Here is a 15,237-nt window from a genome sequence, read left to right as displayed (position 1 = left end):
CTCCTTCAGAAGATCCTCTCCATCCATCTTTGGCCGTCCCATATTCCCATGATCCTCCCCGATTCCCTGATGTCGTACCCTCCCATGGCTTCCACCATTTCTCGAAACCGGGGCGATGCGATGATCTCCAGCACCAGGGCGATCTTGGGATCGGCCCAGCAGCTTTCGGGGATCAGGAGATCATAGCGTTCTTCGGTCACCGGGATGAAATCAAGCTCCATGGCCCGCGCCGCCGCATGGATGGCCATGCCGCAGTCGGCGCGGCCGCTCAGGACGTTCACCGCCACCGCCATGTGCGTGTATTCGTCCCAATCGTAGCCCTGGATGGCCTCCGGTTCGATCCCGAGCTGTTGCAGCCGGTAGTCGAAAAGGATCCGCGTACCGGATCCCGTCTGCCGGTTGATGAACCGCACGTCGGGTCGGACCAGATCCTCGATTCCGCGGACGCCTTTGGGGTTTCCTTTCCGGACGAGCAGTCCCTGTCGGCGTCGTGCAAGCTGGACCAGCCGCACCGGAACACCTGACAAGTAGCGTTCGATGTAGGAAAAATTGTATTCGCCGGTCTGGGTGTCGAGCAGATGCGAACCGGCAAGGTGCGTCTGCATCCGCCGGACGGCCATGATCCCGCCCAGACTCCCCACATTGCTAGAAGAAAGGTGGATGCGGCTGTCGCGCCTTTTCAGTTCGTTCGCCAGGACGTCCACCGTGTTGTCGTGACTTCCGATCATGATGAGCGTGTGGTCCAAGTCATCGGGGGAACGCAGGAGTCGCACCGATACGGTTTCCCCTACGTCGACGCCTTCCAGTTCCTGTGGAATCTGAAGTATCCCGTCGGCACGGGTGAGCGACGTGATGACGCCGGCACCCCGCTGAAGAGGCATGGCGATGAGCCGCCCGGCCACACGGCCGAGGATGACGCGGACGAATTCCTCCAGCCCCAGCCGGGAGGCGAGTTTCCGCCCGAGAACGGCGTCCACCTGCGGGAAGGACGGGGCCGGCACGCCTTGCAAGGAAAAGAGAAGCGGGCGTACGAACTGCTCGAAGGCAAGAATCGCCGAGACGGGATAGCCCGGAACCCCAACCACGGGCTTGCCTTCGATCAGCCCCAGCACCACGGGCTTGCCCGGCATCATGGCGACGCCGTGAACCAGCACCTCCCCCAGTTCATCCACCAGTGCCGCCGTGTAGTCTTCGCTTCCCGCCGAAGACCCCGCATTCAAGAGGATGACGTCCGCATCGGACACCACGGCCCGCTTGAGCTCAGCGAGAAGGCTCGCGAAATCGTCGGGGATGACGGGCTGGAGCAGAGGGTCACCGCCGCATTCGCGCACCATGGCGGAAAGCACGGTCCCGTTGAACTCGACGATCTGGCCCGGCTTCGCCTCGGGAGCCTTTTCCGGAGACACCAGTTCGGTGCCCGTGGGTTGAATCCAGACCTTGGGGCGTGCGAAAACGGGCACCGCGGCGACACCTGAGGCGAGCAAGGCTCCCAGGTCCGCCGGCCGAAGTGCGTGTTGCTGAGGAAGCAACAGTTCCCCCGCCACGATGTCTTCGCCCACCTTTCGAACGTGTTGCCATGGAAAAACCGCCGCCCGGATTTCCACCGCGTCGTCTCCTACCGGTGTCACGTGTTCCACCATTATAACGGCGTCGGTTTCCGGCGGCAGAGGATCCCCCGTATCCACGGGAAAGGCGTCCCGGCCCAATTGCAGCCGCAACGGGTGGACGTCGCTGGCTGAAAACGTCGCCTCCGCACGGACCGCAAACCCGTCCATGGCGGCCCCGTGATAATGAGGGACCGAAAGCCGGGCGGTCACAGGTTCGGCGGTAACCCGTCCGAGCGCTTCGGGAACCGGCACGGTTTCTCCGGCCGTTCGGAGCTCGGCGGTCCTTTCCTTCCAGAGGCGTCCCGCTTCAGGAAGAGTCTTCATGCTCAGGTAAATCTTGCGTCTCGGTCGCTCCACTCGTGCCTCCTAAACCCGCTGAAAACCGAACCGGTTCCAGAACTCGCGACGGAATCGGCGGACCGTGCTCAGGTTCACGTCCACGAAATGCACCTTCTCCAGAGCGTCCAGCTCCAATCGAATCCAATCCTTCACGGTATCGAGGCTCCGAAACCAGCGCCCGAATTCCGTCTTGTCGAGCATCTTCGGCGGCTGGATCATGAAGCTCCCGCCCCCGTGCTGATGGTAACGCCGCCCGCCGATCATGGCGTTGTAGTCCGCCGTGTTGACTCCCACCACGGGCAGGAAATTGTCGAAGGCCCGAACCAGGGCGCCGGTTTTCCAATGCCCGCGAAGCACTGGAAAGAGGCTCATGTTGAAGACGATTTCCGCCCCCTGATCCGCGAGCTGCTTCCCCGCTTCGGGCTGGCCCCAGAAATCGATGCACACCGGGATGCCGATCTTCCCGAAATCGGTGGTAAAAGACCGAAACTCGCCGTCCCCGGGGGTGATACCGAGACCTTGGCGTTCGAGCACCCCCACGTTCCGCTTGCGCTGCCGGCCCAGTAGTCGGCCTTTGCGGTCGAAAAGGGTGGCCGTGTTGTAAAGCCGGTCGCTTTCAGCTTCCACCAGCCCGGCGACAATGTAAGCATCCAGCTGCCGGGCCGCCTGGGCCAGTTCCTCCTCTCCTTGAAATGGGAAGTACTCCGGAAAACAGATCACGTCCAGAGATTGCCCCCGGCACTTTTCCAGCATCAGGAGTGCATGGCCCAGGTTTTTCGGATCATGGAATTCAGGATACGGTTTGGGTTGTACAATCGCCACGCGGATGTTTTCTTTCATCGCTTCCTTTCCTCAAAAAGGGCTGCTCGAGACTCAGTTCCACCATGTACGGAAAATGGTCCGAGGGATAGAGGCGGCCCCTGTGGTCGTGGATGATCCAAGCATCGGTCACGCGGAAATGGCGGGTCGTCAGGATCCAATCCATCCGGGTTTTCTGCGGGACCCCTTCGAAACCGTGATGCGTTCGGCTCCGGGCGTTCTCGGATCGATCCAGAATCCGCCAAGTGTCTTCCAAACCCACCGCAGGATCCGTCAGCACCCGGTGAACCGGTGAATCCGGAGCATCGTTGAAGTCCCCCATGAGGATCACCGGGCCGGAGCGATCCTTCACCCATCGGGCGAGCATCTCGGCTTGCCGCAGACGCGCCGCCACCCCAACATGATCCAGATGCGTCACGCCCACCCAAAAACGATCCCCCTCGCCTTTATGGGCCAATGCCGCATAGCTCAACATCCTCGGAAAGGCGCTGTCCCAGTCCAGGCTTCGATGGACTTCCGGCGTCTTGGAAAGCCAAAATTCGCCACCCTCCAGAATCTCGAACTCCTCCATCCTGAAAAAGAGCGTCGGATACTGGCACGTGTCGTCCAAAACCCGATCGGGCGCATGCAGCGTGTACTCGGGCAGCCGCTCCTTCAGATACAGGAGCATGCTCCAGAGTCCCTCCTGGGTCCCCAAAATGGAAGGGCGGTGCTTTCGAATGACCTCGGTCACCAGATCCCTGCGGTACACCCAGCTGTTGGAACCGTCTCGATCGTTTTCAAATCGCAGGTTGAAGGTCATCACGCGCATGAAAAATCCTCGATGTTTGGGTCAGTTGAAGCGTCGGAAAGCCTAAAATCGCAAAATGTTTGGCAGCGTAGAAAATAATAGACTTAGTATTTGATGCCAAATTCTATTTCCCCTCCCCTTGTGGGAGGGGAGTAAGGGGAGGGGGGAGAGGGGGATTTTTTGACATTCGCTAACCTTTTCGCTTAAGGTTTTCACTTTAGAACGCTACCAATTGTTTGCGCAGTGACGACGGTTACCTGCGGAATTTCGTCAAAGAGGACCTTGAAACCGCATCGCAAAGCGTTCATGATGGTTTTCTATCGGCTGGGTGCCGGCGTTGTCGGCCGCCTCCGCTACCCGGATCCACAAGCTGGAGGAATTACCGTTGACTCTGACCAAGCTCCTTTCCTCTTTCGGATTGGCCTACGTCTGCTATTGCGGATGCCTGTTTTTGTTTCAGAGGCATCTGATTTTCCCCCGGAGGTGGATCGAGGCACCTCAGGAGACCCCCTCCACCTCCGAGATCGAGAAGCTGTGGGTCGCCACGTCCTTCGGCAAGGTGGAAAGTTGGTACCTGCCGCGCCGGGCAAATTCGAAAGAAACACCGGGACCCACCGTGATCTTCGCCCACGGCAACGGCGAACTCATCGACATCTGGCCCGACGAGTTTCAGAAACTCGCTGGCCGCGGCTTCGGTGTCCTCCTCGTGGAATACCCCGGTTACGGGCGTTCCGAGGGGCAGCCGTCGCAGGGAAGCATAACGGAAACCTTGGTCGCCGCCTACGACCGGCTCGTTGCACGCCCCGACGTGGACCCCTCGAAGATCGTGCTGTTCGGCCGGTCGCTGGGAGGCGGCGCCGTTTGCGCCCTCGCCGCCCGCCGGCCCTCGGCCGCCATGGTGCTCATGTCCGCCTTCACCAGCCTCCGGCCGTTCGCCCGGCGCTACCTGGCTCCGTCGTTTCTCTTGCGCAGTCCCTTCGACAACCTGGAAACGGTGCGGCGCTACACCGGCCCCGTCCTGGTGGTTCATGGCACCAAGGATTCGGTGGTCCCTTACGACCACGGGGTCGCGCTGCACCGGGCCGCCAAGACCGGCCGCCTGCTCTCCTACGAAAGCGACCACAACGACTGCCCGCCCGATTGGGACGACTTTTTCGAGGAACTGGAACGGTTTCTACGTGAATCGGGGGTGATTGAAACCGAAATCGGCGTCATGTGAGGACAAAGGACTTGATGCCCCAAAAAACCGCGCAGCGGGGCGATCCATGACCCAAGAATTTCTTCACGCACTGGCCCACGACCGTCCCGTACCCGGAGGCGGCGCCGCGGCCGCCCACGCCGCCGTGGTCGCACTGGCTCTGCTCCAAAAGATCGTCCGGGTGGAAACGGAACGCCCATGGCTGAGCCCCGAAGCAAAAGGAGCGCGAGCGGACCTGCTGGAACGCACCATCGCGCTTTCGCGCAACCTCCAAGCACTTCGCGAAGGCGACGGCAAAACCTACCTGGCGTGGACCGAAGCCCGCCGAAACGGGCCGGGCTCAGAAGCAGCCGAGGCGGCGCTTCTTGCGGCCGCGGCTTCCCCTCGAGCCATCATGGAAACCGTTTACGAAGCGTACGAGATCGTCCGTCAATGCGCCGTTTTCGTCCGCCGGCACCTCATCCCGGACGTGCTGGTTGCGGCGGAAATGCTGGAAGCTGCCTTCCGCGGCGCGGCTCACATCGCCCGCGCCAACCTGGATCGGCTTTCCGGCCCAAAACCCGGCGAAGCACTGCAGCAACAACAGATCCACCTGGATCGGCTGGAATCCCGTTTCGAAGAAATCCGGAGGCGCACCCGGTTCCTGACGGCAGGCCGAATTTCACCGCCCGAGCAGGCGGGGAGATGACATGGACCTTCGACGACTGGAAGTCTTCTGCAAGGTGGTGGAATTGGGGAGCTTCACCAAGGCCGCCGACGCGGTGCTCCTTTCGCAGCCGACCATCAGCGAACACATCCGCACCCTGGAAGAAACCCTGGACGAAAGACTGATCGATCGCCTGGGCCGCGAAATCCAGCCCACCCCGGCGGGAAAGATCCTCTACAAGTACGCCCGCCGGATCCTCCGGCTCAAGGAAGAAGCCGTCCAAGCCCTCGCTTTCTATCGAGGCGAACTGGCCGGAGACCTCACCCTCGGGGCCAGCACCATACCCGGAACCTATATTCTGCCTTCCGTGATCGGAAGGTTCAAACAACGGTACCCGCTCACTCACATCAGCCTAAAAATATCGGGAACCGCCGACATTGCCCAAGCGGTCATCGATGGCACCTGCGAAATCGGCCTCATCGGATCCCGATGGCGGGACGGGCGGCTCCAGTTCGAACAGATGTTCGCCGATGAATTAGTCCTTGTGGTCCCCCCCGACCATCCCTGGAATGAAACCAAGCGGATTCCGCTCCAGGCCCTCTACGGAGAACCCTTCATCGACCGGCAACGCGGCTCCGGAACCCGCATGGTGATGACCCGCATCCTGGAAGAACACGGGTTTGAACCGTCGAAATTGCACGTGGTCGCGGAAATGGGGACGACGGAAGCCGTTCGCCAGAGCGTGAAGGCCGGAATCGGGGTCTCGATTCTGTCCCGCCTGGCTGTTTCCGAAGACCTGCGGTGGGGAACGCTTTGGGAAGTGGGGCTCGAAAACGTTCGGTTCCAGCGCCCGTTCTACCTGGTTCAAAGAAAGCTTCGCCGGCTTTCGCCCATCGCCGAAGCGTTCCTCGAAGACTTGAAAGCGTCGGCCGCAAGGGAACAGGCCTGCTAAACGCGCCGCACACCGCCGCCTGGATCACTGCGGCTCTAGATCCTCATGGATTCCCAGCCGGCGGGCCCGCTGTTTCCATCGAGACCGGGCCAGAGCCCGCATGTCCACCGTTTTGTCCGCCTCGTCGACGATTTCCAGCCCTAGAAGGGTCTCCACCAGATCCTCCAGCGTCACAACGCCCTCCACACCACCGTATTCGTCCACCACCAGCGCGATGTGAGCCCGGTGATTGAGGAGCGTTTCAAACAGCTGCACCAGAGACGCCGTGGCGGGAATAACCAGTATGTCACGCTTGAGCTGTTTCAGAGGCGTCTCGCCTCGGCCTTGAGCTTGCGCCAAAAAGATGTCGGACTTGAGCACAAAGCCCGTCACATCATCGAGGCTTTCTCGGTAAACGGGAATCCTCGAAAACGGAAGCGCCGGGTAGGCGGTGGTTACCTCCCGCACCGTAATATGTTCCGGGAACGCCAAAAGCACGGTTCGCGGCGTCATGATGTCTTCAACGGTGAGTACCGGGAGGGTCAAGAGGTTCTTGAGGATGATCGTTTCTTTGTCCTGTAATTCGCCTTGCTGGTAGCCCAGATCGGCGAGAGCCGCCAGCTCATCCCGGCTGAAAACGGGCGGCGAACCGCCTCGGGCGAGCCACCGCGTTATGATCTCGGAGAGATAGACGAAAGGCAAAAGGACCCAGACCAGAATCCGGACCACATGGGCGATGACCGGCGCGAGCCGCCGCCAGTAAAGCGCTCCAATAATCTTGGGGATGATTTCCGAAAACACCAGGATCAGCAGCGTAAGGATCGCCGAGATCACCCCTAACGAATCGCTTCCAAAGATAACGGCGGCCTGTGCCCCGGCCCCAGCCGCCCCGACCGTGTGCGCGATCGTGTTCAGGGTCAAAATGGCCGCCAACGGCCGGTCGATGGAGGCCTTGAGATCCCGGAGAATCTTCGCACTCCTGGGCCGCGAGTCCTCGATGGCCCCGACGTAGGCAGGCGTCACGCTGAGCAGGACCGCTTCCGCAACGGAGCACAGGAAGGAAAAAAAAAGAGCCAGACCGATATATACCACGAGAAGCCACATGAGACCGTCGCCCCCTTTCCAGTACGTGCAACCTATCATGCTTCCACGCAGCCGTTCAACCCGATCGCACCGCAGAACCGCCCGGTTTCCATCGGCTTCAGCGGCCTGAACCCATCGACATGGATCCCAGGTTGTGGCATGTTGGATGTCACGCTTTCGCGGGGGCGCCGTGGGCCGCGGGCCCCGCAGCGGGCTGAGAACCGCTAGCAAACCACAGAACACAGTCGAATACGTTCCGCACTTCCGCTCCCTTCTTCGGGCAAGGAACAGCCGATGCGGGTCATCGTCGCCGGATCCCGAAACCTCCATGACATGAACGTGGTGGCGACCGCCATCCGCCAAAGCGGGTTCACGGTGACGGAAGTGGTCTCAGGAGGGGCTCCCGGCGTGGACCGGCTCGGAGAAGCCTGGGCTCGCCTCAACAACATTCCGGTTCGGATTTTTCCCGCGGATTGGGTCCGTTTCGGTCCTTCCGCCGGTCCGCGTCGAAACGTTCAAATGGCAGCGTACGCGGACGCCCTGGTGGCGATCTGGGACGGTCGAAGTCCCGGCACCCGGCACATGATCTCGGAAGCTCAACGGCGAGGTCTTGCCATTCACCTGGTCACCGTTTCAGCCGAATCACCCGGCGGAACCAAAAAAAGGGATACGGCCGGCATTCAGCGATGATCCCCGCCCTTCAGGGCCGTCTGCAGTCTGCTCCTACAAGAAATCAAAGGCGTCGCCCGATCGAGCGACTCCCGGAAAAATATCCCGCCACCGGCCATTCACCCGCTTGATGGCCGGCTCGTGGACGGTTCCTCCATTCAACGGATCAAAACCGTCTTGATGTTGACAAACTCCTTGATGCCGTAGTGTGAGAGTTCGCGGCCGAAGCCGCTTTCTTTGATCCCGCCGAACGGAAGCCTCGGATCGGAGCGGACAACGTCGTTCACGAAGCAGCATCCCGCTTCCAGGCGTTCGGCCGCGATCCACTCCCCGCGCCCCAGGTCCCTAGTGAAGACCGCCAAGCCGAAGGCTGTGTCGTTGGCGATGCGAACGGCGTCTTCTTCGTCCCGCGCACGAATGATCGCCGCTACGGGGCCGAAGAACTCTTCGTGGTAGGCCGTCATGCCGGGACCAACCTGGGTTACCACGGTCGCCGGGTAGAACGCACCCGGTCCTTCGGGAATTTCGCCGCCAAGCAGAAGCCGAGCACCCCGCTCGATGCTGACCCTAACCTGCCGGTGCAGATCGTCGCGGAGGTCCCGGCGCGCCAACGGGCCCAGGTCCGTTTTTTCGGATATGGGATCCCCCATCCGAACCCGTTTCATCCGCTCCACAAAAAGCGCCTCAAAGCGATCCGCCACCGCCTCCACCACGACGAACCGCTTGGCCGCGATGCAGCTTTAGCCCGCATTCAGCGTGCGGCTCCGAACTCCGAGATCCACCGCCGCATCCAGATCCGCATCCTCCAGGACCACGAAGGGATCGCTTCCCCCGAGCTCCATCACGCACTTTTTCAGCACTCGGCCGGTCATATCTCTCTTCCCGGATGACCCTCCGGCGCGAACGGCGCGCAATCTTCGCCGCCTTCCATCGCGCCCCAGAGAAGCCTTATCAGTCGGTCGAAAGCATGAAACCAGAAGCGAACGGCACCTCCACGTCCGCAAAGGCCGGGTCGGGGCCCTTGACGGACCCAGCCCACAGCCAGGCGATGGTGGTGTTTTCCCACAGGACCAGATCCTTGATGAGCCGGAACTACCGCCGGCGCTCCTTTTCCTGCGCTTCTTTGGTGGGTCGCAAGTCCGCGTGGGCCGAGGGGTCGTCCACCATTTGGGCGAAGATCACGGCACGCGCCGCGACCAAAGGCCGGCGCGCCCACCACAGGTGCAGGGTAGATGGGTGGCCGTGGCGGATGGATTTTTCCCTCGCCGAGGTCTGGTTGACGGCATCCAGCGGCAGCGCCGCTTCGATGAGTTTCTTCTTGTCCATCATGACAACGTTACTCCACACTGTTTGGCGATGCGTTTCGCCAGGTGAGAAAAATCCATATAGCACGCCTGCACTGCCGCCATGTGGCTACCGATGGCACCATCGGCCGGCTTGAGAAAGAACATGGGTTTTCGCGCCTCCTGGGCCAAGGGCATCAGGCTGCGGTAGTGTTTGAGGGTGGCGAGACAATGCGGATCGGTCTCAATCGTGACCGATTCGGCGATTTTTTCAGCCACTACCGATTTGCGGTACTCTTCGGGAATACGCGCCATCCAGAAGCTGTATGCCTTAACCGGCCGGTTGAGCCGGACGGCGTGTTGCAGGACGACATAGCCCGCAGGCTGCATCTCGCCGCCGGGTAGCTCCATATCTCCAAGCGCATTCGGCCGGCGTTGGAGCCGCTCCGACCATTCTAGCCGCCAGCGGCGCAGAGTGGGCCCGAGATTGCGCAGGCCCTGTAGAGAGTAAAGGTCGGGTGCCAATGGGATCACCACATGCTGAGTGGAAACCAGTGCAGCACGGTTCAGCGCGCCCAGGTTGGGCCCGATATCGATCAGGATCAGATCGGCCTCGATGCTCTTGCCAGCCTCCCGCAGAATCCGCCACAAACCGCTCAGCACACGGAAGGCGCGCGGCTTGCGATCGAGACAATCCGGCCATTGGCTGGATAACTCGTCTTCGGCGGACGAAAGCGCTAGATCGCCCACCACGAGGCAAAGACCAGGCGCGACCTCTTCGAGATGGGGCATCCTGACATCGCCAGTGCCCTCGAGCAGCGGCTGAAAAGCACCATAGATCGTCTGTTTGTGACCCCCGTCCATCCAGATTTCTTCCAGCCGGTCGTCTGGGAGAAACATGCTGGTGAGGTTGGCCTGGGGATCGAGGTCTGCTGCGATGACCTTCAGCCCAAGATCGGCATACATCCAAGCCAGGTGATAGACGAGCGAGGTCTTGCCGACGCCGCCCTTGTTGTTGAAAAAGGTAATGGTTTTCATATCGCGGACCTCACGGTGACTGCCACATGAGTGCTGGAAAAGTGGAATTCTGGTGGCGGATTGCCGTTGTCCTTCAAGGCTTTTTGGGCGATGGGCAGTCCCATGCCGAAGCGCTGGGCGAAGCCCAGGTGATGCATCATCTCGGCGATCAAGGGATTGCGGTAATCGGTGACGCCGGTGCCGATGTTCTCCTGGGTGACCTGACCGTACAGACCGCCGGGGTTCTGGATCTCGACCCTGTCGCTGTACCAGTAGACCCGCACGGGCGCGTTGGTCCCCTCGTAGGTGCGATGCATGACCGCATTTCTCCCTAGTTGCTGCAGGGCAACCAGCGGATAGTCCGGTTGCCTTGCCTCACGTGGGACATCCACGAATCGGGTCCGCACCGAAATATTGATTTCGAAGAGCTCGTCCAGCCGCCGCAGGACATCTTCCAGCTTGCCGGTAAGCTCCTTCTGGTGCTTGATGGGATCGGTGAGAGACAAACCGTCGATGCGCAAGAACTGGACATAGGAGCCTGGGACCCATGCCTGCGGATCGATACCACACCCGATCAGTCCGCCCCAGGTGGGGTGATCTCCATGGACCAGCCGGAGCGAGCGCAACTGCTGTTCCAGAGGCCGATCATTCCATTCTAGCACGTCCGGCGAAATGACCGCAGGTAGATAGATGCGCCGGATGTAGCCCAGGTCGAGTGCCTCCAGGTCAGCAGAACCTGCAGGGCGCAGATCAAAGGGCAGATCACCGGCCCGGCGCCGTTCGATCAGCCGCCTCTCTTCTTCGGCTGTAGCTACCTGGACGGTCGGCCCGACCTTGACCCAAACCCGCCCCTGATAGCGCACCGGCGGATCGTTCGCCGGCTCGACCTGTATGACCGCTACCGGACAGCCATCCAGGACCCTGCGCTCTACCTGCATGGAAGGAATCGGCTGGATATTGCCGTCCGAGCGCATTTGGGCAAGTGTGCGAAGCAGTTGGTCGTCGATGGCGATCCCGGCGCATTGACCATCGTCCTCGACGCCCAGGAAGATCACACCGACCTGACCGCTGCCGCTGAGGTCGTTGGCGAAGGCGCAGATATTCCTGCGGATACCGCTACGGTCCGCGCCGCTCCGCTTGCGCTCGACTAAAGGGGATTCCAGTTCATAGAGACGATTGAGAAGCTCATCATCAGTAAGCCATGTCATCGCGGTACCTCAGCCCTTGTAAGCAGTTCTTTCATCTCATAACGTACATTTCGCTCTTTGAAAAAGGTTACTTTTACAATTTTGGTTGGGTGCAGATCTTTTGAAACAAAAGTGTGAAGGAGTCAGCAGGAAACGGAGCTGATGCGCTTGCTGCTTCAAGGCCATCTGGAGGTACCTCGGAGGGTCACCCTGGATGTCGTTCTAAAAGATCTGCACCCAAACTCTCAACGGGCCCCTCTCACCGGTCCAGGGGGAAGTAGCTTCCGGCACTGGGGCTGACCGGCTCCATTTTCACTCAACCGGCTCACTCTCATATATCGCCAGGATAACGATGACATTTTTTAAAGATAACATTGGCTCAATTCATAATTACCCCATTCATCAGCCACATAACTGCAGAATGTAAGGTTTGACCATACGCGCAGATGACCGCGGGGTGCAATAGGGGACCCTGCCCCGGCCTCGAGGACTGCTCCCGGGCGGGCGATCGAAAAGGCGAGACCTGCCAACGGGCCGGAGAGGACTTCTCCCCGCAGTCTGCCCGCTCCAAAACCTTCCCGCCAGTTTCCCCGCCCGGATCTCCCCGATTGAGGTTCCCGTTCATCCCGAATTCCCTGCACGTGAACAATTTGCGATGGGTCCCGGCCCGACCGGCGCTTGCATACGGGATTACGCGGGTTTGGCCAACCGGTATTGAGGGGGCCAGGGCAGGTCGACGCCCAAGGCTCTTGCGGCCTCCAAGGGCCAATAGGGATTGCGCAACAGTTCCCGGGCCAGCAGCACCGCATCCGCCTGCCCGTTGGCCACGATTTGTTCCGCCTGCACCGGGCTGGTAATGAGCCCCACCGCACCCACGGCAATCCCGACTTCCCTTCGGACCGCTTCGGCAAAGGGAACCTGGAACCCGGGACCCACGGGAATCCTTGCCCGCGGCACCAGCCCTCCGCTCGAGCAGTCAATAAGATCCACGGCTAATTCTTTCAGCCTGCGGCAAAGCTCGACGGACTGAACCAGGTCCCACCCGCCTTCCATCCAGTCCGTACAGGAAATCCGAACGAACAGGGGCAGGTTCTCCGGCCAGATCTCCCTCACCTTCTTGGCGACCTCGAGGGGAAACCGCATCCGATTCTCGAGATCTCCTCCGTAGAGGTCGGTGCGCCGGTTGGACAGGGGGGAGAGGAATTCGTGGGCGAGGTAGCCGTGGGCCATGTGGATCTCCAGGACCTCGAACCCCGCCTCGAGGCTGTAGCGGGCTGCGTCCGCGAACTGATCTTCCACCCGCTCGATCTCCTCCCGGGACATGGCCCGGGGCACCGGGGACACCTCATCAAAAGGGACGGGACTGGGAGCCATCGGCTGCCAGCCCCCCGAATCGGTTCCCAGGGGCCTACCGCCTCTCCACGGGGCGTCCGTGGAGGCCTTTCGTCCCGCATGGGCGATCTGAATGCCGGGCACGGCTCCCTGGGCCTTGAGAAACGCCGTAATCTTCTGCAACGCGAGGGCGTGCCGCCCGGACCAGATGCCCGAATCCCACGGGCTTATGCGCCCTTCGGGCGAAACGGCCGTGGCCTCGACCAAGACTAGGGCAGCCCCACCCACGGCACGGCTCCCCAGGTGAACCAGGTGCCAGTCCGTGGGCAGACCGTCCTCACTGGAATACTGGCACATGGGGGAAACGAAAATCCGGTTGCGAAACTCGACGTCCTTGATTCTAAGGGGTGAAAAGAGAACTGACTTTGCCATTGGTCGTATCCTCCTCGAGGTTCTTGTCTTTTGCCGGGAATGCGCCGGGTTTCGTCACGGCGGCAGACGAGCCCGGGCAAATGGATTCTTTTCCCGCCCCGAGCATCCCCGTCACGCAGTCGGCAAGGCAGGCCGCCAGGAGGAACGGAACCGCGTTCCCGATCTGCCGGACGATTCATCTTGGATCCGCAGAACCGGAACTCGTCAGGGAACGACTGGACTCCGGCGGCCTCCCGGTGGGTGCTGGGCCGATGTTCAATGAAATCAAGCTAACGCATGCGAAGGAAAATTCCAATTCCGTTGAAGTCTTACAAATCCTGGGCCCCTGTTGGACGCAAAAAAACGAAAGGAGACGGTAAAATGAAAAGAATTAAGCTGTTCCGGAAAAATAGCGACTCAAAGAACCGCCGCCCCAAGGGGTTTTCAGTTTTCACCTTCCCGGCCGGCCTTTCCATTATTTTCTTGCCTTCTCCATCATGAAGCATTAGGGTTGGTGCAACTCAAGCCTCGGATTGGAACCGGGGCCGTTTTTTCTGCAGGAGCCGTTCGTTTTGAGAAAATGACATCCTCTAGTAGAGACGTATGAGAATGCTTGGAAACGTTGCAAAGGAGCACGTCAATGCGTGAAGGAATGGAGAAAGAAAATTAGAAAATATATAAATTTCGATTGTTTTGACCTTGATTCCCGCATTCTGAACAACCTACGGTCCATCGGCTACTCCACACCCACCCCGATCCAGGAACAGGCAATCCCCAGCATCCTGCAAGGCCTGGACGTCATCGGCCTGGCACAGACCGGGACCGGGAAGACGGCGGCTTTTGCCCTGCCCATCGTGCAGCGCCTCACCCAGGGGCCGCGCAATCGGATCCGCGCCCTGATTGTTGCGCCGACCCGGGAACTCACTGAACAAACTCAGAAGGCCATCCATCAGCTTGCTCGCAACACCCACATTCGGAGCACCACCATTTACGGGGGAGTCGGAATCAACGCCCAGATCCAAGCGCTACGCGGCGGAGTGGAAATTGTCTCCTGCTGTCCCGGCCGTCTTCTCGACCACGTTCAGCGGGGCACTATCGACCTGTCCCAGGTCGAAGTCCTGGTTCTGGACGAAGCCGACCGCATGTTCGACATGGGGTTTTTGACGGATATCCGTAAAATCGTCGCTCTGCTGCCGCGCAGTCGCCAGACCCTGCTTTTTTCCGCCACCATGCCCGCCGCAATCAGGAGCCTGGTCGAGGACATACTGCGAAACCCGTCTACCATCCAGGCCGGCAAATCCGCTCCGGTGGAAAGCGTCGCGCACACCTTCTACCCCGTCGCAGCCCAATCCAAGGCGGCCCTGCTCAAACAGATCTTGGAGCAAACCTCCACCGGGCCGGTAATCGTCTTCACCCGCACCAAGCACCGCTCAAAAACCTTGGCACGCCAGTTGGAACACTCCGGCTACCGGGCGGCGGCCCTCAACGGCAACCTCACCCAAGCCAAGCGCCAGCAAGCCCTGGACGGATTCCACCAAGGACGCTACGAGATCCTCGTGGCCACCGATATCGCCGCCCGCGGCATCGACGTGAGCAAGGTCTCCCACGTAATCAACTACGACATGCCCGACACCGTCGATGCCTATACCCACCGGATCGGGCGGACCGGCCGCGCCCAGCAGACCGGCGAGGCATTCACGTTCGTCTGCGCCGAGGACGGCTTCTTGGAGCTCGCCATCAAGAAGATGCTGGGTACCAAGCTGAAATATTGCGTTATCAAAGAGTTTTGCGGCGCAGGGGAAGCGCCGCGCCGGGCAAACCCGCCAACTCCCCTGGCGGAGAAATGGCGCCACGGCCCTCAGCAGCACCAGTCCGCCGGCCGGCGTCACTGACATCCTGCGCGTTGCCTGACTCCATAGGTGGAC

12 protein-coding genes and 2 pseudogenes are annotated in these 15,237 nt (G+C 60.7%); 5 read left to right on the top strand and 9 right to left on the bottom strand.

Annotated elements, in window-relative coordinates:
• Positions 1–5: 5 nt before the first annotated feature.
• From FDQ92_RS09730 to FDQ92_RS09720, 3 genes are read right to left on the bottom strand one after another with little or no spacing between them, the layout of a single operon-like run.
• Positions 6–1,964, bottom strand: a complete 1,959-nt coding sequence (locus FDQ92_RS09730) for a molybdopterin biosynthesis protein (protein ID WP_137424571.1) — start codon at positions 1,962–1,964, stop codon at positions 6–8.
• A gap of 9 nt (positions 1,965–1,973) precedes the next feature.
• On the bottom strand, positions 1,974–2,786 hold the full coding sequence (locus FDQ92_RS09725) for a carbon-nitrogen hydrolase family protein (protein ID WP_137424570.1): 813 nt from the start codon (positions 2,784–2,786) through the stop codon (positions 1,974–1,976).
• Positions 2,737–3,576 (bottom strand): endonuclease/exonuclease/phosphatase family protein, encoded by an 840-nt coding sequence (locus FDQ92_RS09720; RefSeq protein ID WP_137424568.1) that lies wholly within the window; start codon positions 3,574–3,576, stop codon positions 2,737–2,739. Before FDQ92_RS09720 ends, FDQ92_RS09725 begins: the two co-directional genes overlap by 50 nt.
• A 364-nt stretch (positions 3,577–3,940) precedes the next feature.
• Here FDQ92_RS09720 and FDQ92_RS09715 point away from each other — a divergent pair, with 364 nt between their 5' ends.
• From FDQ92_RS09715 to FDQ92_RS09705, 3 genes are read left to right on the top strand one after another with little or no spacing between them, the layout of a single operon-like run.
• A complete protein-coding gene (locus tag FDQ92_RS09715) occupies positions 3,941–4,774 on the top strand; it encodes an alpha/beta hydrolase (RefSeq protein WP_170180282.1) in 834 nt (277 codons plus the stop codon).
• Between the two features lie 46 nt (positions 4,775–4,820).
• Positions 4,821–5,441 carry a cyclodeaminase/cyclohydrolase family protein gene (locus FDQ92_RS09710; protein WP_137424565.1) on the top strand — a complete coding sequence of 207 codons (621 nt, stop codon included), beginning with the start codon at positions 4,821–4,823 and terminating at the stop codon, positions 5,439–5,441.
• A 1-nt stretch (position 5,442) separates the two neighbouring features.
• Positions 5,443–6,351: a selenium metabolism-associated LysR family transcriptional regulator gene (locus FDQ92_RS09705; RefSeq protein ID WP_137424563.1), complete on the top strand. Its 909-nt coding sequence runs from the start codon at positions 5,443–5,445 to the stop codon at positions 6,349–6,351.
• Between the two features lie 24 nt (positions 6,352–6,375).
• On the opposite strand, the gene FDQ92_RS09700 is transcribed toward FDQ92_RS09705, so the two are convergent.
• A complete protein-coding gene (locus FDQ92_RS09700; RefSeq protein WP_137424561.1) occupies positions 6,376–7,434 on the bottom strand; it encodes a CNNM domain-containing protein in 1,059 nt (352 codons plus the stop codon).
• Between the two features lie 273 nt (positions 7,435–7,707).
• On the opposite strand from FDQ92_RS09700, the gene FDQ92_RS09695 reads away from it, so the two are divergent.
• Positions 7,708–8,103, top strand: a complete 396-nt coding sequence (locus tag FDQ92_RS09695; protein WP_137424559.1) for a DUF2493 domain-containing protein — start codon at positions 7,708–7,710, stop codon at positions 8,101–8,103.
• A gap of 137 nt (positions 8,104–8,240) precedes the next feature.
• Here FDQ92_RS09695 and FDQ92_RS09690 read toward each other — a convergent pair.
• The 5 genes and pseudogenes from FDQ92_RS09690 to FDQ92_RS09670 form a co-directional block, all read right to left on the bottom strand.
• A pseudogene (locus FDQ92_RS09690) lies at positions 8,241–8,996 on the bottom strand (aldehyde dehydrogenase family protein); the annotation flags it as partial.
• A 181-nt stretch (positions 8,997–9,177) separates the two neighbouring features.
• Positions 9,178–9,411, bottom strand: a pseudogene (locus FDQ92_RS09685) (DUF1156 domain-containing protein); the annotation flags it as partial.
• Positions 9,408–10,403: a ParA family protein gene (locus FDQ92_RS09680; RefSeq protein WP_137424555.1), complete on the bottom strand. Its 996-nt coding sequence runs from the start codon at positions 10,401–10,403 to the stop codon at positions 9,408–9,410. The pseudogene FDQ92_RS09685 and the gene FDQ92_RS09680, both read right to left, overlap by 4 nt.
• Positions 10,400–11,590, bottom strand: a complete 1,191-nt coding sequence (locus tag FDQ92_RS09675) for an ATP-binding protein (protein WP_137424553.1) — start codon at positions 11,588–11,590, stop codon at positions 10,400–10,402. Before FDQ92_RS09675 ends, FDQ92_RS09680 begins: the two co-directional genes overlap by 4 nt.
• Before the next feature lie 669 nt (positions 11,591–12,259).
• Positions 12,260–13,333, bottom strand: a complete 1,074-nt coding sequence (locus FDQ92_RS09670) for an NADH:flavin oxidoreductase/NADH oxidase (RefSeq protein ID WP_137424552.1) — start codon at positions 13,331–13,333, stop codon at positions 12,260–12,262.
• 623 nt (positions 13,334–13,956) lie between these two features.
• Here FDQ92_RS09670 and FDQ92_RS09665 point away from each other — a divergent pair.
• Positions 13,957–15,204, top strand: a complete 1,248-nt coding sequence (locus tag FDQ92_RS09665) for a DEAD/DEAH box helicase (protein ID WP_211341237.1) — start codon at positions 13,957–13,959, stop codon at positions 15,202–15,204.
• Positions 15,205–15,237 lie beyond the last annotated feature (33 nt).

Origin of the sequence: Desulfoglaeba alkanexedens ALDC (genome assembly GCF_005377625.1) — a bacterium.
GTDB lineage: Bacteria > Desulfobacterota > Syntrophobacteria > Syntrophobacterales > DSM-9756 > Desulfoglaeba > Desulfoglaeba alkanexedens.
Note: the sequence above shows the minus strand (reverse complement) of the source record. Positions and strands in the feature narration are given on the sequence as shown.